Here is a 16681-nt window from a genome sequence, read left to right on the forward strand (position 1 = left end):
ACACCCCTCCCCAACGAGGGGCATATATCTGTGAGGATACCACCGATGGTTACGAAGACCCCGGCATCGCGGCCGGTCAATCCGCGGTTCTCGTCCGGCCCCTGTGCCAAACCCCCCGTCTGGAACCTGCAAGCCCTGAGTGACGCGCCGCTTGGCCGGTCACACCGTGCGGCTGTCGGCAAGGCCAAACTGGCCGAAGCGATCGCGCTGACCCGCGAGGTTTTGGGCGTGCCCGCCGACTATCGGATCGGCATCGTGCCCGCATCCGACACCGGCGCCTTTGAAATGGCGATGTGGTCGCTTCTGGGTGAGCGCCCCGCCGAGATGGTCGCTTGGGAAAGCTTCGGTGCAGGCTGGGTCACGGATGTGGTCAAGCAACTGAAGATCGACGCCAGGGTCCACACCGCCGAATACGGGCATATCGTCGATATGGCGGCGCTGAACTATGACAACGACGTCTGCTTTACGTGGAACGGCACGACCTCCGGCGTGCGGGTTCCCAATGGCAATATGATCCCCGCTGACCGCGCGGGCCTGACGCTCTGCGATGCGACATCCGCCGCCTTCGCGCAAGAGCTGCCCTGGGACAAGCTGGATGTGACGACATTCTCCTGGCAGAAGGTCATGGGCGGCGAAGCGGCGCACGGGATGCTGATCCTGAGCCCCCGCGCCGTGGAACGCCTTGAAAGCTACACCCCCGCATGGCCGCTGCCAAAGATCTTTCGCCTGACCTCGAAGGGCAAGCTGATCGAGGGCATCTTCAAGGGCGAGACGATCAACACGCCGTCCATGCTGGCGGTCGAGGATTATCTGGTGGCCCTGAAATGGGGCAAGTCCATCGGCGGTCTGGATGCGCTGATCCACCGCGCCAATGCCAATGCGCAGGCGATCTGGAACTTCTGCGCCGAAAAGCCGTGGATTGCCAATCTGGCCGTTGATCCTGCCACGCGGTCGAACACCTCTGTCTGCCTGAAGTTCACCGACGACCGGATCAAGGACGGCGCCGCCTTCGCCAAAGCCGTGGCCAAACGGCTTGAGGCCGAGACCATCGCCTTCGACATCGGCGCCTACCGCGACGCCCCAGCCGGTCTGCGGATCTGGTGTGGTGCGACGGTCGAGACCTCGGACATCGAAAAGTTGCTGCCGTGGCTCGAATGGGCATTCGAGACCGAATTGGCGGCCCAGACTTAACCCCAAATTCATTCCGGCGGTCGTATGGGATTTCTAGAAATCCCATGGCGTCCGTCCCGAAAAGGACACCGAAAATGGCACCCAAGGTACTTATCTCCGACAAACTATCCGACGCAGCCGTGCAGATCTTCAAGGACCGCGGCATCGACGTGGATTTCCAGCCCGATCTTGGCAAGGACAAGGACAAGCTGCTTGCAGTGATCGGTCAGTATGACGGTCTTGCGATCCGCTCGGCCACCAAGGCGACCGAGAAAATCATCGCCGCCGCCGACAACCTCAAGGTCATCGGTCGTGCGGGGATCGGCGTCGACAACGTCGATATCGCGGCGGCATCCAAGAAGGGGATCATCGTGATGAACACCCCCTTCGGCAACTCGATCACCACCGCCGAACACGCGATTTCCATGATGATGGCGGTCGCACGGCAAATCCCCGAAGCCAATGCCTCGACCCATGCGGGCAAGTGGGAAAAGTCGCGGTTCATGGGTGTGGAACTGACCGGCAAGACGCTGGGTGTGATCGGCGCGGGCAACATCGGGTCGATCGTGATCGACCGCGCGCTGGGTCTGAAGATGAAGGTCATCGCCTACGATCCCTTCCTGTCCGAAGAACGCGCGACCGAGATCGGTGTGGAAAAGGTCGAACTGGACGATCTTCTGACGCGCTCCGACTTCATCACGCTGCATGTGCCGCTGACCGACCAGACCCGCAACATCCTCAGCCGCGAGAATATCGCGAAACTGAAGAAAGGCGTGCGGATCGTGAACTGCGCCCGTGGCGGTCTGGTGGATGAAGAGGCCTTGGCCGATGCCCTGAAGGATGGTCGCGTCGCCGGTGCCGCCTTCGACGTTTTCGCCGTCGAACCGGCCACGCAAAGCCCGCTCTTCAACCTGCCCAATGTCGTCGTGACCCCGCACCTTGGGGCCGCCACGACCGAGGCGCAGGAAAACGTCGCCCTGCAGGTGGCCGAACAGATGTCGGACTATCTGCTGACGGGTGCCGTGCAGAATGCGCTGAACATGCCATCCGTCACCGCCGAAGAGGCCAAGGTGATGGGGCCGTGGATCAAGCTGTCGGGGCACTTGGGCAACTTCATCGGCCAGATGACGGACGAGCCGATCACAGCGATCAACATCCTGTTTGACGGTCAGGCCTCGGAGATGAACCTCAAGGCGCTGACCGCCGCGACGATCGCGGGGATCATGATGAAGGCGAACCCCGACACCAACATGGTCAGCGCGCCGGTGATCGCCAAGGAACGCGGCATCAAGGTTTCGACCACCAAGCAGGACCAGTCGGGCGCCTTCGAGGGCTACATCAAGGTCACCGTCGTGACCGAGCAACGCGAACGATCTGTCGCGGGCACGGTCTTCAGCGACGGCAAGCCCCGTTTCATCCAGATCAAGGGCATCAACATCGACGCCGAGATCGGCGAACACATGGTCTATACCACGAACGAGGACGTGCCCGGCATCATCGGCACGCTCGGGTCCACCTTGGGTGCGCATGATGTGAACATCGCCAACTTTACCCTTGGCCGCGCGGCCGCCAAAGCCGAGGCGATTGCCCTGCTCTATCTGGACGAGGCATTGCCACAGGCCGCGATGGACGCGCTGAAGGCCACCGGCAAGTTCCGGCAGGTGAAACCGTTGCGGTTCAACGTCTGAGGATGCCGATGACACCCCTTTATGCAATCGGCGATATTCACGGCCAGAAAGCCATGCTGGATCAGGCGCTCGACCTGATCCGCGCGGATGGTGGCCCCGATGCGCGGATCGTGTTTCTGGGGGATTATACCGATCGCGGCCCGGACAGCCGGGCCGTGATCGAGACTTTGCTGGCGGGCCGCGATGCAGGACGGGACTGGACGTTCCTGAAAGGCAATCACGACCGCATGTTCAGCCGCTTTGTCCGCGACGGGACAGAACATGATGCGCGGATCAAATCCGGTGCGGGCTGGCTGAATGCACGGCTTGGCGGGCCGATGACGCTGGCCTCTTACGGGATCGAGGGCGTGATGCATCTGGACCACGCGCCGGACAGCTACCGCGAAAGCCTTGTCTGCTTCGCAGGGCCCGATGGCGCGACGGACAAGGCCGGTTTGCAGGCGCTGGCCACTGCTGCCGTTCCCGCGGCGCATCTCGATTTCCTCGAAGGTCTGCAGCTTTGGCACAAGACCGATGATCTGCTGTTCGTTCATGCCGGACTGCGCCCGCGCATCCCGCTGCATGATCAGGATGTCGAGGACCTGCTCTGGATCAGGGAGGATTTCCTCGACAATGACCATGACCACGGTAAGCTTGTCGTGCATGGGCATACCGCGCTGGAAACCCCTTGGCATTTCGGCAACCGCGTCGATCTGGACGGGGGCGCGGGCTATGGCCGTCCGCTGGTGCCTGCGGTCTTCGAAGGCCGCGATTGCTGGCTTTTGACCGCGGCGGGGCGGGTTGCGCTGACCCCATAGCTTGCCTCTGCCCTTCGGCGGACCTATGCACCACACATGCCGCTGCAATTCACCAGTCTCGACGCCATCCTGAAGCACGGGTTCGACACCGTGATCGACGTACGCTCGCCTGCGGAATTCGCCGAAGACCACATGCCGGGCGCGATCAATCTGCCCGCGCTCGACAACGCCCAGCGCGCCGAGGTGGGCACGATCTACAAACAGGTCAGCCCCTTCAAGGCCCGCAAGATCGGGGCGGGCATGGTGATCCGCAATGTCGCCGACCACATCGACGGGCCACTGCAGGACAAGGACGGCGGCTGGCGGCCGCTGGTCTATTGCTGGCGCGGCGGTCAGAGGTCGGGCGTCTTCCGCACCATCCTGTCCGAGATCGGCTGGCGGGCCGAAACGGTGCAAGGCGGCTACATGACCTTCCGTCGGCTGGTGAACGGGGCCTTGCATGATGCACCATTGCCGCATCGGCTGATCCTGCTGGACGGCTATACCGGCACCGCCAAGACCGCCCTTCTGCCGCGACTGCCGGCGCGGGGTGTCCAGACGCTCGACCTTGAAGGGCTGGCCTGTCATCGCGGCTCGCTTCTGGGCGAGATGCCGGGCGGGCAGCCGTCACAGAAGATGTTCGAGACGGCACTGGCGGTGGCATTGCAGGGACTTGATCCGGACCGGCCGGTGATCGTCGAGGCCGAAAGCAGCAAGATCGGGCGGCTGAACCTGCCCAAGTCGCTGTGGCAGGCGATGCTTGCCGCCCCGCGCGTCGTGCTGGACATTCCGGCACAGGCGCGCGCGCGCTATCTGGCCGAAGCCTATCGCGACGTGATCTCGGACCCGGCAAGGCTGGCCGAGAAACTGGCCCCCTTACGCCGTCTGCGCGGTCACGCGGTGGTCGACGGCTGGATCGCCCTCTCGAAGGACGGCGCGCTGGTCGATCTGTCCCACGCGCTGATGGTCCAGCACTACGACCCCGCCTATACCAAATCGCGGCGCATCGACGAACGCGAGGTTCTGGCGACCCTTGCCACCGATGCGCTGGATACCGACGGACAAGAGCGTCTGGCGGATGCGATCGCTGCGGTCGTCACACAAGGCTCAGCGAAGGCTCGGCGGTGATTTCGCCGATGATCGCCGCCGTGTAGCCGGCGTCTTGCAGGGCTTTCAGACAGGGCTCTGCCTCGGCTTCTGCAATGGCAGCCAAGAGACCCCCTGCCGTCTGCGGGTCATAAAGCAGGTCGGGCACCGGCCCGTTCACCACCCCTGCGCCCAGACGATTGTCCGCGAAAAGCGAAGAACGCACCCCTGCCGCCGAAAGCGCCCCGGCACCCTGCATCACGGGGATCGCAGCACCCTTCAGGCGCGCCCCGACGCCCGAGGCATCGCAGATCCCGCGCAGATGGCCTGCCAGACCAAAGCCCGTCACATCGGTCATCGCATGGGCCTGTTGCAGGATCCGTGATGCGGTCCCCTGCTCTTGCATCATCAGGTCCAAACAGGCGATCACATCCGCCCCCCGCGCCTTGCCCGCCATCTCGGCGGCCATGATCGTGCCGCTGCCGATGGGTTTGGTCAGGATCAGCCGGTCGCCCGCCTGCGCCCCCGCCAGCGTGATCGGCCTGTCTGTCAGACCCGTCAGCGTGAACCCGATGGTCAATTCCGACCCAAGCGAGGAATGGCCACCGATGATCCGCGCGCCTGCGGCGTCCATCACCTGATGCGCGGCCTGCATGATCTCGGCCAGGGTGCGTTCCTGCAAGACAGGCGACAGACGCGGCAGGATCAGCGAGACGGTCGCGGCCTGCGGCGCAGCCCCCATCGCCCAGATATCGCCAAGCGCATGGATTGCGGCGATGCGCGTCATCGTGACCGGATCATCGACCAAAGCGCGCAAATGATCGGTGCTGATCACCTGACCGGCTTGCACCATGGCGGCATCGTCGCCGAAGCTGTCACCCAGCACCGTCTGCAGCGCCGCGCGGCCAACCTTGGCGCCGCATCCGCCGCACATCGGTTTGTCGCCCAGCGCCTCTTGCATGCCAAGTGCTGTCGTGCCGGCAAGCGTCGGGGTCTGCATCATCGGCAGATCGTCGAACTGGCGCATGAACTTGACGTCGATGTGATCCTTCAGCCGCCAGAGCAAGGCCCCCTGCCGCGCGGTCCCGAATTTCTCGGCCAGTGCGGCCTTGCGCCCCAGCGACACCAGCTTGAGGTAATCGCGCTGCGGTTTGTAGGCGCGCTTGCGTCCTCCGGACAGGGCGGCGCGCAGATTGTCGAAGAGAACCGGCGCCTGCCGCACGGCATAGACACCGGCCTTGGGGCGCGGGTCATGCGCAAGATGCGCGCAGTCGCCAACGGCGAAGATGCTCGCGACACTGCTTTCCAGCGTCGGACCGACGCGGATGAACCCCTGATGCAGGTCCAGATCCGTGCCCGCGATCCACCCATGCGGCTTGGCCCCTGCCGCGCCACAGGTGAAATCACTGCGGATGGTGCGCCCGTCACTGAGCACCAGACCTTCGGCGAAAACCTCGGTCACCCGGGTCTCTTCGAAGACCTCGATCTCGGCCTCGGACAAGGCCGCCAGCATCAACTGGCGCGCCCTGTAGCCAAGACCGGCAAGGATGCGGCTGCGGTCGATCAGGCGGACCGACGGGGACCGGTCTCGCAAGGCATGGGCCATGGCCATGGCAAGCTCGGCCCCGGCAACGCCGCCGCCCAGAATGGCGATCTGCGGCGCCTCCGCCCTTGCCCGAAACGCATCCCAGCGGGCCGCGAAGGTGCCCAGCGGTTTGGCAGGAACGGCATGGGTGGCGAACCCCGGCAGGTCCGGCATGGCAGAGGTGATCCCGACATCGACAGAGGCCACATCGAAGCCAATCGGCGGTCGGCCCGGGACAGTGATCGTCCGGCCCGCACTGTCGATCCCGTCCACCGCGCCATTGATCAGCCGCGCGCCCGCAAAGCGCGCCAGCCTGACAAGGTCGATGTCCAGTTCATCCCGCGTGTAATGCCCTGCCACGAACCCCGGCAGCATCCCCGAATAGGGCGCGGTCGGTCCGGGGTTGATCACCGTGACCCGCACCCCCGGCAGCGGGTTCATCCCCCATTTGCGCAAGACCAGCGCATGGGTGTGGCCACCGCCGATCAACACAAGGTCTTGGGTAAGGGGAAGCGTGATCATGCCTTCGTTCTAGCGACTGGTTCGTCAGGGGGAAAGCCACTCACCGATCCAAGCACGGCCTCGTGAGAAGTGCGCACGGCGGTGCGCGGTCCCCAGGTGCACCGCGTCGATCTGGCTGAGGGTGCAGGTCAGGACGGCAAAGGTGGCAGGGTTCGGTTCCTTGACATAGGCAAGGGCCTTCGGGATCGGCGTTCCCGGCGGTGGCGTCACCCCATAGGATTGTCGCGCATGGTCGGGAACGCTGTCCCAGAGCGCGCGGGTCTGATCGCCCGATTGGATGGTCACCTGGGCCTGCAACCTGATTTGCAGGGCATCCCCGGCGTCCCAGATCAGCAATGCCGCGCGCGGGGTCGCCTGAAGGCTTGCGATCTTGCCGGAATAGAGATCGGTATGCACCGTCACCGTGGCGCTGGCCTGATCGGCGGACCGCAACACCACCTTGCGCGCCTCGGGCCAGCCTTGCGGTGAAACCGTCGCAAAGGCAGGAAGCCGCGCGGGGTGGCCGGGGTCGGTGACGCCCGTTGCAAGCGTCTGCCACAGCCTTTGCCAAATCCCCTCGGGCGTTTCGAACCAGTCAGTCATAGCCTGTCATCTCCAGATAGCCGATCCCTGTGTGAGACCCGCTGACCGTCACCGGCCCTTCCCAATAGGGAACACTGGTCGTCATCCAGGCGTTGTCGTTGATCGCGGCCACGGTCACGTCCACGCCCTTCTCGGGCAGTTCCACGCGCCAGCGGACGGGCACGTCACTGTCGTTGGTGGACAGCGGCGTTGCAACAAAGGCACCGTTCGGGAAAGCCGTTGTCCCGCCGTCCGGCGTGATCCATGTGGCGGCGGTAAAGTGGTTTCCCTCCTTGTGCTGAAGACGGAACCCCATCAGCTTGTCGCCACTATCAAACGACAGCGAGAACCAGTCCCACCCTGTCTGGTCGTCCGACAACAACTGCGACGACCATTCGCGGTCCAGCCATGCGTTGCCGGTGACCGCGACCTCGCCCTCGGGCAGGGTCAGGGTGCCCGCGATGGCGAAGAAGGGTTGCGAATAGTAGTAGGACGCCTGCCCGTTCTGCGACTTGACCGAAAAACCGTTCTCGCCATGAAAGACCAGCGGACCTTGGGCGGTCAGGGTCATGTCATAGGCGAAATCAGGGCCCGAGGCGGTCATGCGCATGCTCTGCCAGTCCCCCGCAAGCTGCCAGTCGTCGATCCATGCAGCGAAAGGATCAGCGATCACCCCCGCCTGCCCGATCCCGTCGCGGGCCAGACGTTCTGCGACATAGTGATCGGTCTTTGTCGTCACCGCGGCATGCCCCATCCAAAGCTGCGGCGAGGACCATGTCTCTGTCGTCTGGGGGGCGAATGCGGTGCGGAACAGGGTCCATTGCAACCCGTAGGGCGTGCCCTCTGCATCGGTCATGTTCGCCGTCAGATACCACCATTCGATCCGGAAATCGGGGTGTGCGCCATGATCCCGCGGGAAGGTGAAGGTATAGCCGCGCTGCGGTTCGGTGAACCCTGCACCCGCCGCGGTGCCAAGGCCCGCAAAGCCCTGCGCATGGGCGGCAAAGGGCAGCAATAGCAGCAGGAACGACAGGACCCTAACGCTCATTCGAGAACACCTTCAGCAGATCGGCAGGCGGGGTGCGGGCCAGCCTGCGCGCGGGCCATGTGGCGGCAAGGGCGGCGGCCAGCAGGGCGAAGACCCCCAGACGCGCATAGTCGAGCGGGAAAAGATACATCGGCAGCCGCCAGCCGAAGGCCGCGACGTTCACGACCGCCAGAAGCGCCCAGGCCAGCGCAAGGCCCAGCGGCAAGGCAAGACAGGCTGTCAGCAGCGCCAGCATCACCGCGCGGACCAGTTCCAGCCGCCCGATCTCGGCCCGCGTCATGCCGACGGCCCACGCGGGGGCAAGTTGCGGGATGCGCATGGTCGCCAGCGTCAGCAGGCTCATCAATATCGCGAAACCGGCCACGGCGAGCGTCAGCACATTCAGCGCGGTGGTCACGGTGAAGGTCCGCTCGAATATGGCCAGCGAGATCGCCTTGATCCCCGCCTGATTGACCGTTTGGGTCGCGGGGATGCCCGCCGCCGCCAGCCCCTCGACAAACCCTTCGACCGCGTCGGACGGCATCCGCAGGCCGAAGTTCAGCGCAACGATCTGCGGGTATAGCGCCACAAAGACCGCCTCGCCGATCACTGCCTGCCCAATGGGATTGCCGTAGTCGCCGTAGATGCCGGCGACGGGAAAGACGCGCCCTTGCAGGGTGATCGCGTCCCCGATGCCAAGGCCCGTGCGCCGCGCAAGCTGTTCGTTGATCACGACCGTCTTCCCGGCGAAGGTCGTCTGCCACGAATCGCTGGTGCCTGACAGAAACACCCAGTTGTCGCGATAGGTGGCATGGTCACGGGCGCCGTAAACCTCGGTCGGTTGGCCCAGAACGTCGGTTTCGACGCTCTGGATCGGCAGGATCGCATCGACACGCGGGGTGGCATGGGCGATCAGGGCTTGGGTCTGTGCGGCATCCTCGGTCCGGACATAAAGTTCCGAGGCCAGCCGCTGGTCGAGGAAATCGGTGAAGGTCAGGCGGAAGCTGGACACCATGGTCGAGACCCCGACATTCGCCGCCATCGCCAGCAAGAGCGCCATCAGCGCAAGCGACAGACCCGGCAGCTGCTGGCGTGTATCGGCCCAGAACCAAGCGGCCTTGACGCCGCGCGCCCCCGCGGCGAGGCCAGCAAGGGTGCGGTCCAGCACCAACGGCAGGGCCAATGCGGCACCGATCAGCAGTGAACCCAGCAGGGCGAACCCGGCCGCCAGCCCCTCGGCCGTTGCCATAAGGATGCCGGAGGTGGCCAGCAGGATCAGCGCGATCCCACCCTGCACCCGCGCCCTGCGCCCTGCCGCCATCGCCAGCGCGCGCGGCTGCGCGGCTGCCAGCATCGGCATCCGCGCCAGTTGCGCCAATGCCCCACTTGCAGCCAGCGCGGTCCCGCCCAGCGCGATGCCCAAGCCAGACAGCCACCAGACAGGCCGCAGTTGCAGCGTTCCCGCGACATCCGCCCCATAAAGGCCGCGCAGGGTCGCCGCGACATCCGGCAGCAGAACGGCCGCGATCACATACCCAAGTGCCACGCCGATCAGGCCCGCCACCAGCGCGAAAAGCAAAAGCTCGGCCGCGATCACTGCCATCAGTCGCCCCAGCGGCACGCCCAGCGCGCGCAAGGTCCGCACCACGGGGCGGCGCTGCTCGAACGCCAGACCGATTGCGCCATGGACGATGAAGATGCCGACGGCAAAGGACAGAAGGCCGAAAGCGGTGAGGTTCAGATGGAAACTGTCCGTCAGCCGCCCGATGTCACTGCCGCCTTGTGCGGGCTGGCGGATCAGGTCGGGGGCGATGGCCTCCAGCTGTGTTTGTCCGATCGGCTGGCGCGGCAGCACGATCAGGCTGTCGATCAGGCCCGCCTTGCCCAAGAGCCGCTGTGCTGCACCGATATCGGTCAGAGCGGTGTTAGGGGCGGTATTCTGGTCTGTCACGACATTCAGACCGGCAAGTTCGGCTGCCGTTCCGGCATCAGCGATGAACAGGCCTTCTGCGCCAAGGAAATCGGTGATCTCGGCACCATCCGCCACCTGCACCGGCGCAAGGCCCGCAGGCATCGTCAGTGGTTCCACCCCGACGATCCGCACGCCCTGATAGCGTCCCTGCACCACCGGACTGACCAGCCAACCGGCGAGCCTGAGCGCGACATAGGTCGCCTGATCCATCGGCTGCCCGTCGCGGCGCACCAGACGGTCATACTGACCCTCGCCCAAGGTCGCGGCGGCAGCGTCATAACTGGCCCGCGCCTCGGCATTGACGGCCTGCACACCGGACCAGAGCGCCGTCGCCAGCGCCAGCCCCGCCAGCAAGGTGAACAATTGCAAGGGATTGCGCCGCCAATGCGACAAAAGAGCCGCGAGCACCGTCCGCGTCATGCCAGCAGCCCTGACCGCAAGTGCAGGCGACGACCCAAGCGGCCCGCCAGCGCCTGCGAATGGGTCACCATCAAGAGCCCCGCGCCTGTCTCGGCCACAAGGTCCAGCATCAGGTCCATGACTTTCGAGGCGGTGTCCTCGTCAAGGTTGCCTGTCGGTTCGTCCGCCAGCACCAGCTTGGGGCGCGGGGCCAGCGTGCGGGCTATCGCGACGCGCTGTTGCTGGCCACCGGACAATTGCTCGGGGTATTTGCCGCGCTGTTCGGTCAGACCCAGCCGGTCGGTCAGCGCGTCGGTCCATGCCGGATCATGCCGCCCCGCCAGCCGTGCCTGAAAGGCGATATTGTCCGCAACCGTCAGGCTGGGGATCAGGTTGAACTGCTGAAAGACAACACCCACCGTGCCGCGCCGCAAGGCCGCGCGGGCGGTGTCATCGGCCTTTGCGATATCCTGCCCCTCGATCAGGATGGCGCCCCGATCCACGGTATCGAGACCGCCGATCAGGTGCAGAAGCGTGCTTTTGCCACTGCCGGATTCGCCCGTCAGGGCCAGCGTCTCGCCCGCCGCAAGTTGCAGGTCGATGCCACGCAGCACGGCAAAGGGACCGTCGGCGGTCTGGTAGGTTTTATGAAGGTCTTTCACGTCCAGCAGCATGGCAGGTGACCTAACACGAGATCGGCGAAAGGAAACCGGCCCAGGCCGCAATCAGCCCGATTTGATTGCCAGAGTAACGGTCTTGCCGCCACGTTTTTCTGGCGCTTCCTTTGTCTTGCGGTAGCATGACTGAAACATGTTTCGGGAGGGGGAAAATGACAGATATCGTCATTCTTGGTGGTGCGCGGACGGCCATCGGCACATTCGGCGGATCGCTTGCGGGCACGACGCCGATTGAACTGGGCACTGTCGCGGCCAAAGCGGCGCTTGACCGCGCAGGCGTGGAAGGTGCGCAGATCGGCCATGTCGCCTTTGGACATGTGATCAACACCGAGCCCCGGGACATGTATCTCAGCCGTGTGGCGGCGATGGGTGCAGGCGTGCCGGACACCACACCTGCGATGAACGTCAACCGTCTTTGCGGATCGGGCGTGCAGGCCATCGTCTCGGTCGTGCAATCGCTGATGCTGGATGACGCGGACTTCGGTCTGGCAGGCGGCGCCGAGAACATGAGCCGCTCGCCCTTCATCATCCCCGACCAGCGCTGGGGCGCCAAGATGGGCGATATCCGCACACAGGACATGATGTTGGGCGCGCTGAATTGCCCCTTCGGGACGGGGCATATGGGGATCACGGCCGAGAATGTCGCGGCGGAACACACCGTCACCCGCGCCGAACAGGATGCCTTCGCGCTGGAAAGCCAGCGGCGCGCGGCAGCGGCCATCGAAGCGGGCCATTTCGACAGCCAGATCGTGCCGGTGCAGGTCAAGCAGCGGCGCGAGATGGTGGACTTTGTGCGCGACGAACACCCCAAGGCGACCTCGCCCGAGGCGCTGGCCGGCTTGCGCCCCGCCTTCCGGAAGGACGGGACGGTGACGGCGGGCAATGCCTCGGGTCTCAATGACGGGGCGGCGGCCATCGTGCTGGCCCGCGCTGACGCGGCAGAGGCGGCAGGCCTGACCCCGAGGTTCCGCATTCTGGGCTATGCCCATGCGGGCGTGCGCCCCGAGGTGATGGGCATCGGACCCGTGCCTGCGGTGGCGAACCTGCTGGTCAGGCTGAAGCTGACTGTGGACGACTTCGATGTGATCGAAAGCAACGAAGCCTTCGCCGCCCAAGCCCTTGCGGTCAGCAAGGAGCTTGGTCTCGATCCGGCCCGCGTGAACCCCAATGGCGGGGCGATTGCGCTGGGTCATCCGGTGGGCGCGACCGGCGCGATCATCACCGTCAAGGCGATGTATGAACTGGAACGCATCGGCGGCAAGCGGGCGCTGATCACCATGTGCATTGGCGGCGGTCAGGGAATTGCACTGGCGATCGCGCGGCTCTGACACCAAGGGTTGCAGCGGGGAAGGCAGGCGCTATGACGTCACCCAGACCGCTTTCGACAAAGGACAGCCCCCGTGACCGACCGCCCCGCCCTGCGCCATGTCGTGTTTTTCAGTGCCAAGGACAAGGCGGACATCCCGCACATCGTGAAGGGTTTGCGCCTGCTCTCGGGTATCCCGCATACGCGCGTCTTCGAGGTCCGCGAAAACGCAAGACGCGATGCCCTGTCATCCGAGGTGGACGTGGTCGTCTATGCCGAATTCGACAGCGAAGAGGCCCTGGCCGCCTACAAGGCCGACCCTCTCTATGAGGCCGCTATCAAAGCGGTGCGCCCCTTGCGCGAAATCCGGATCGCCGCCGACTTTTAGTTATCGGCTGGTCATCTGGTCGGGATAGTCCCTGACAAAGACCCATCGGTCATTCTCGGACAGATCAGGGTCGAAGCCGTAGCCGCCGCTTGCGAAGGATTTGATCTCTTGCGGGTCAGTCAACCGGTTTTCGACGATGAACCGCGCCATCGCACCGCGCGCGCGCTTTGCGAAAAAGCTGACGATGCGGGGTTTTTCGTCCTTCACCTCCATGAAGACCGGCGTGATCACACGCAGCTTCAGCGCCTTGCGGTCGGCGGCGCCAAAGTATTCCTGACTGGCGCAATTGATCAGCGTGTCGGCGCCCACCGCCTTGGCCTGCGCGTTCAGCGCCTTGGCAATCGTGTCGCCCCAATAGTCATAAAGCGAGGCACCCCGCCGCGTCTTCAGGCGGCTGCCCATTTCCAACCGGTAGGGCTGGATCGCATCGAGCGGGCGCAAAAGGCCGTAAAGACCTGACAGAATCCGCAGATGATCCTGCGCCCAGTCAAGGTCGTCGTCGGACAGTGTCCTGGCCTCGAGCCCCTGATAGGTATCGCCGTTGAAGGCGAAAACCGCCGGTTTGGTCGCCTCTGCATCGGGCGTTGCCGCGAAAGCCTTGAACCTGTCGCGGTTCAACCGCGCAAGGTCATCGGAAATATCCATCAAGCCCCTCAGGTCGCGCAGCGTCAGGTTCCGCGCGGTCTTGGCCAGCCGCACCGCATCGTCCTGAAAGGCGGGTTCGGTCGCCGCCACCGCGACGGGGGACCACTCCAGCGATTTTGCGGGCGATACGACAACAAGCATGGGGGATCTCCTTTACAGTCTCTGCCGGGATGTAACATGCCGCGCGGCATTGGCCACCCTCAGGACCGGTCAAGGATCGCGGCGATCAGTTCAGCTGAACCTGCAAGGGATAGTGCCCGTTCTCGAACGGCCCGAAGAGGTCATCGACATCGGGGTGGTCCACCGGTTCGCCCGAGTAGTCGGCGACGAGGTTCTGTTCCGAGACATAGGCGACATAAAAGCTCTGCTCGTTTTCGGCCAGAAGGTGGTAGAACGGCTGGTCCTTGCTGGGACGGCTGTCCTCGGGGATGGCATTATACCATTCGTCGGTATTGGCGAACATGGCATCGACATCAAAGATCACACCCCGGAAGGGATGCTTCCGGTGCCGGACCACTTGGCCGAGGTGATATTTGGCGCGTGTTTTGAGCATGTCTTTCATCTTCGTCCCCTGTATATGTCTGCTGCACGTGCAAAGTCCATCGGCCAGCGACAGATTTGAAGGAAACAGTTTGTGAACCTTGCCCTGACAGTCCTGAATGTCACAGCACCAGTTTTCCTGCTTGCGGCGGTCGGTTTTGTCTGGGTGAAGCTGGGGTTCGAGTATCGTGTCCAGTTCGTCACGCGGCTTGCGATGACGGTCTCGGTCCCCTGTCTGATCTTCGTGGCCCTGATGGAAACCCAGATCGCACCTCAGGCGCTGGCGGCCCTGTCGCTGGCGGCGCTGGTGGCCTATGTGCTGGTCGCGCTGGTGACTTTCGTGTTGGTGAAAGCCGCGCGACTTGATGCGCGGACCTATCTTGCCCCGCTGATCTTCGGGAACACCGGCAACCTTGGGCTGCCGCTGGCGCTGTTCGCCTTCGGTGAACTTGGGCTGGGCTACGCGGTCGTCGTCTTCGCGGTCATGGCGATGTTGTCCTTTACCATAGGGATCTGGATGGTTGCGGGTGCGGGGTCTTTCGGCAAGGTGATCTCGGAACCGCTGGTCTGGGCCACGCTGCTGGGCGCGCTTTTCCTGTGGCAGGGATGGCAGACGCCGGTATTTCTGACCAATACGATCGACCTGATCGGGCAGATGGCCATTCCGATGATGCTGATCACGCTTGGCGTCGCCGTGGCGCGGCTCGAGACCAGCGCGATGTCACAGGCGGTTCTGCTGTCGCTGGCCAAGCTGGTGATCTGCGTCGGCGCGGGCTGGGCGACGGCGCTCTGGTTCGGCCTCGACCCTGTCGCCTCGGCGGTCCTGATCCTGCAAGTGGCGACCCCCGTCGCTGTCACATCCTATCTGATCGCCGAAAAATACGGGGCGGATGCGGGACCGGTTGCGGGTCTGGTCGTGGCCTCGACCCTGTTGTCGGTCGTCGCTTTGCCGGTCATCCTTGCATTTGTGATGTGATCGGGGCGTCTTGGGCATTCCCACAATCGCCTTCTCGCGCTATGCTTTCGGAAAAACAGAAAAAAGCGAGAGGCAAATGAGCAGTTTCTTTCGCGCGATGGCTATAGTGATGCTGCTGGCAAGTTGCAGTGGCGGGACGGGGTATAACTCGGCCCCGCGCAACCTTGACGATGCCTGCAGTATTCTGGCCGAGCGCCCGTCCTATCTGAATGCGTTCCGCACCGTGCAGCGGAAGTATGGCGTGCCGATCCCGACGCTGATGGCGATCATCTATCAGGAAAGCAAATTCATCGGCGACAACCGCACGCCGCACCGCTATGCGCTGGGGGTGATCCCCGTCGGGCGGCAGTCGTCGGCCTTCGGCTATAGCCAGGCGCTTGACGGCACCTGGTCAGAGTATCTGCAAACCGTCGGAAGCCGAGGCGCAAGGCGCGACAACATCTACGATGCCACGGATTTCATGGGCTGGTACATGACCCTGACCGTCGCGGAAACAGGTGTGCCGATCAACGACACCCGCAACCAGTATCTGGCCTACCATGACGGTCGCACGGGCTATCTGCGCGGCACATGGCGGTCGAAAAGCTGGCTTGTGCGGATCGCGGGCGAGGTCGAAGCCCGGGCGCTGATGTATGACCAGCAGCTTCGCGCCTGCCGCAAGATCTGACGAAAGGCGACCCGAAGATCGCCTTTTTCAAAGCGGGGTTCAGTTGTTCCCGCGCCGCCGCATCTCGGCCTGAATGTTGAACAGCACGTCGCGGATTTCCGCCCCCGCCACCAGATCGTTGAGGATCACGGTGGTCTGCGTGCCCAGATCATCGGTAACGATCCACTGGCGCAACTCGACCGGATTGGCGGTGAAGACCAGCTGGATGTTGCCATACTGCGGGTTCTCGGGGTCCTGCGCGGTCACCGTCGTCGTCGTCCCGTCCGATACCACATTCGTGACCATGTTCTCGGCATCCAGATTGACGTTCTCTCGCAGGATGATGCTCAGCGGCGTATTCCGCAGCGGATAGCGGTCAGGGCCTGCGTTGGAACGGGGGTCGAAAATCGCCAGTTGACCGCCGCCAGCCAGCACCATGGTGTCATCGGGGGCGTTGTATTCAAAGCGGATGCGACCGGGGCGCTTGATATAGATCTGACCGGTCGACAGCGTCCCGTCGGCATTGATCTGCGTGAATCCACCCTGCGCCGTCTGCAAGGCGTTCAGGTAATCCGAAATCTGCCGCAGCGACAACTGCTGCGCCGAAACCGCGCCTGCATAGATCACAAGGGCGATCACGGCGACGAAAGATGCGATATGTTTCTTCATGGGTCCTACCTATGATGCTGCATGCTGATTTGCACGTCTTGGGCAGGT

Annotated in this window: 16 protein-coding genes; 8 read left to right on the plus strand and 8 right to left on the minus strand. The window is 64.0% G+C overall.

Annotated features, from left to right (window positions below):
* The first annotated feature begins 45 nt into the window (after positions 1-45).
* The 4 genes from V7N12_RS01055 to mnmH all read left to right on the plus strand — a co-directional run bounded on the left by V7N12_RS01055 (position 46) and on the right by mnmH (position 4762).
* Positions 46-1191: a phosphoserine transaminase gene (locus V7N12_RS01055; RefSeq protein ID WP_333712034.1), complete on the plus strand. Its 1146-nt coding sequence runs from the start codon at positions 46-48 to the stop codon at positions 1189-1191.
* A 74-nt stretch (positions 1192-1265) separates the two neighbouring features.
* Entirely contained in the window at positions 1266-2858 is a 1593-nt protein-coding gene (serA, locus tag V7N12_RS01060; RefSeq protein ID WP_333712035.1) for a phosphoglycerate dehydrogenase, read from the plus strand.
* Positions 2859-2866: 8 nt separating this feature from the next.
* The gene (locus tag V7N12_RS01065) at positions 2867-3655 is read left to right on the plus strand and encodes a metallophosphoesterase family protein (RefSeq protein ID WP_333712037.1); all 789 of its coding nucleotides are present in this window, start codon (positions 2867-2869) and stop codon (positions 3653-3655) included.
* A gap of 36 nt (positions 3656-3691) precedes the next feature.
* Entirely contained in the window at positions 3692-4762 is a 1071-nt protein-coding gene (gene mnmH / locus V7N12_RS01070; RefSeq protein ID WP_333712039.1) for a tRNA 2-selenouridine(34) synthase MnmH, read from the plus strand.
* Here mnmH and selD read toward each other — a convergent pair.
* The 5 genes from selD to V7N12_RS01095 are packed head-to-tail and all read right to left on the minus strand — an operon-like array spanning position 4731 to position 11460.
* The gene (gene selD / locus V7N12_RS01075) at positions 4731-6827 is read right to left on the minus strand and encodes a selenide, water dikinase SelD (RefSeq protein WP_333712041.1); all 2097 of its coding nucleotides are present in this window, start codon (positions 6825-6827) and stop codon (positions 4731-4733) included. The genes mnmH and selD overlap by 32 nt on opposite strands.
* A gap of 24 nt (positions 6828-6851) precedes the next feature.
* Positions 6852-7409, minus strand: coding sequence for a pyridoxamine 5'-phosphate oxidase family protein (locus V7N12_RS01080; protein ID WP_333712042.1), 558 nt, complete (start codon positions 7407-7409; stop codon positions 6852-6854).
* A complete protein-coding gene (locus V7N12_RS01085; RefSeq protein ID WP_333712043.1) occupies positions 7402-8436 on the minus strand; it encodes a lipocalin-like domain-containing protein in 1035 nt (344 codons plus the stop codon). The genes V7N12_RS01080 and V7N12_RS01085 overlap by 8 nt, the downstream gene beginning before the upstream one ends.
* On the minus strand, positions 8426-10807 hold the full coding sequence (locus V7N12_RS01090; protein WP_333712045.1) for an ABC transporter permease: 2382 nt from the start codon (positions 10805-10807) through the stop codon (positions 8426-8428). Before V7N12_RS01090 ends, V7N12_RS01085 begins: the two co-directional genes overlap by 11 nt.
* Positions 10804-11460, minus strand: coding sequence for an ABC transporter ATP-binding protein (locus tag V7N12_RS01095; protein ID WP_333712046.1), 657 nt, complete (start codon positions 11458-11460; stop codon positions 10804-10806). Before V7N12_RS01095 ends, V7N12_RS01090 begins: the two co-directional genes overlap by 4 nt.
* 155 nt (positions 11461-11615) lie before the next feature.
* Here V7N12_RS01095 and V7N12_RS01100 point away from each other — a divergent pair, with 155 nt between their 5' ends.
* Both V7N12_RS01100 and V7N12_RS01105 read left to right on the plus strand, forming a co-directional pair.
* Complete coding sequence (locus tag V7N12_RS01100) at positions 11616-12791, plus strand: acetyl-CoA C-acyltransferase family protein (RefSeq protein WP_333712048.1); 1176 nt, start codon at positions 11616-11618, stop codon at positions 12789-12791.
* Positions 12792-12863: 72 nt separating this feature from the next.
* Positions 12864-13157, plus strand: coding sequence for a Dabb family protein (locus V7N12_RS01105; protein ID WP_333712050.1), 294 nt, complete (start codon positions 12864-12866; stop codon positions 13155-13157).
* Here the strand turns inward: V7N12_RS01105 and yaaA are convergent, their stop codons facing one another.
* The gene (yaaA, locus tag V7N12_RS01110; protein WP_333712052.1) at positions 13158-13943 is read right to left on the minus strand and encodes a peroxide stress protein YaaA; all 786 of its coding nucleotides are present in this window, start codon (positions 13941-13943) and stop codon (positions 13158-13160) included. It lies immediately after the preceding gene.
* 85 nt (positions 13944-14028) lie between these two features.
* Positions 14029-14355 carry a heat shock protein HspQ gene (gene hspQ, locus V7N12_RS01115; protein WP_333712137.1) on the minus strand — a complete coding sequence of 109 codons (327 nt, stop codon included), beginning with the start codon at positions 14353-14355 and terminating at the stop codon, positions 14029-14031.
* Positions 14356-14436: 81 nt separating this feature from the next.
* On the opposite strand from hspQ, the gene V7N12_RS01120 reads away from it, so the two are divergent.
* Positions 14437-15318 carry an AEC family transporter gene (locus tag V7N12_RS01120; RefSeq protein ID WP_333712054.1) on the plus strand — a complete coding sequence of 294 codons (882 nt, stop codon included), beginning with the start codon at positions 14437-14439 and terminating at the stop codon, positions 15316-15318.
* 76 nt (positions 15319-15394) lie between these two features.
* Positions 15395-15985 carry a transglycosylase SLT domain-containing protein gene (locus V7N12_RS01125; RefSeq protein WP_333712055.1) on the plus strand — a complete coding sequence of 197 codons (591 nt, stop codon included), beginning with the start codon at positions 15395-15397 and terminating at the stop codon, positions 15983-15985.
* A 39-nt stretch (positions 15986-16024) separates the two neighbouring features.
* On the opposite strand, the gene V7N12_RS01130 is transcribed toward V7N12_RS01125, so the two are convergent.
* Positions 16025-16633, minus strand: coding sequence for a LolA family protein (locus V7N12_RS01130; protein ID WP_333712057.1), 609 nt, complete (start codon positions 16631-16633; stop codon positions 16025-16027).
* Positions 16634-16681: the final 48 nt, after the last annotated feature.

It is taken from the genome of Yoonia sp., assembly GCF_036770585.1.
In the GTDB taxonomy this organism is placed as follows: domain Bacteria; phylum Pseudomonadota; class Alphaproteobacteria; order Rhodobacterales; family Rhodobacteraceae; genus Yoonia.

What these genes read in the sequence shown, in the direction of transcription:
- V7N12_RS01055 (WP_333712034.1), top strand. Translation starts at nt 46, where the DNA reads ATGGTTACGAAGACCCCGGCATCGCGGCCGGTCAATCCGCGGTTCTCG.
- serA (WP_333712035.1), top strand. Translation starts at nt 1,266, where the DNA reads ATGGCACCCAAGGTACTTATCTCCGACAAACTATCCGACGCAGCCGTG.
- V7N12_RS01065 (WP_333712037.1), top strand. Translation starts at nt 2,867, where the DNA reads ATGACACCCCTTTATGCAATCGGCGATATTCACGGCCAGAAAGCCATG.
- mnmH (WP_333712039.1), top strand. Translation starts at nt 3,692, where the DNA reads ATGCCGCTGCAATTCACCAGTCTCGACGCCATCCTGAAGCACGGGTTC.
- selD (WP_333712041.1), bottom strand. Translation starts at nt 6,827, where the DNA reads ATGATCACGCTTCCCCTTACCCAAGACCTTGTGTTGATCGGCGGTGGC.
- V7N12_RS01080 (WP_333712042.1), bottom strand. Translation starts at nt 7,409, where the DNA reads ATGACTGACTGGTTCGAAACGCCCGAGGGGATTTGGCAAAGGCTGTGG.
- V7N12_RS01085 (WP_333712043.1), bottom strand. Translation starts at nt 8,436, where the DNA reads ATGAGCGTTAGGGTCCTGTCGTTCCTGCTGCTATTGCTGCCCTTTGCC.
- V7N12_RS01090 (WP_333712045.1), bottom strand. Translation starts at nt 10,807, where the DNA reads ATGACGCGGACGGTGCTCGCGGCTCTTTTGTCGCATTGGCGGCGCAAT.
- V7N12_RS01095 (WP_333712046.1), bottom strand. Translation starts at nt 11,460, where the DNA reads ATGCTGCTGGACGTGAAAGACCTTCATAAAACCTACCAGACCGCCGAC.
- V7N12_RS01100 (WP_333712048.1), top strand. Translation starts at nt 11,616, where the DNA reads ATGACAGATATCGTCATTCTTGGTGGTGCGCGGACGGCCATCGGCACA.
- yaaA (WP_333712052.1), bottom strand. Translation starts at nt 13,943, where the DNA reads ATGCTTGTTGTCGTATCGCCCGCAAAATCGCTGGAGTGGTCCCCCGTC.
- hspQ (WP_333712137.1), bottom strand. Translation starts at nt 14,355, where the DNA reads ATGCTCAAAACACGCGCCAAATATCACCTCGGCCAAGTGGTCCGGCAC.
- V7N12_RS01125 (WP_333712055.1), top strand. Translation starts at nt 15,395, where the DNA reads ATGAGCAGTTTCTTTCGCGCGATGGCTATAGTGATGCTGCTGGCAAGT.
- V7N12_RS01130 (WP_333712057.1), bottom strand. Translation starts at nt 16,633, where the DNA reads ATGAAGAAACATATCGCATCTTTCGTCGCCGTGATCGCCCTTGTGATC.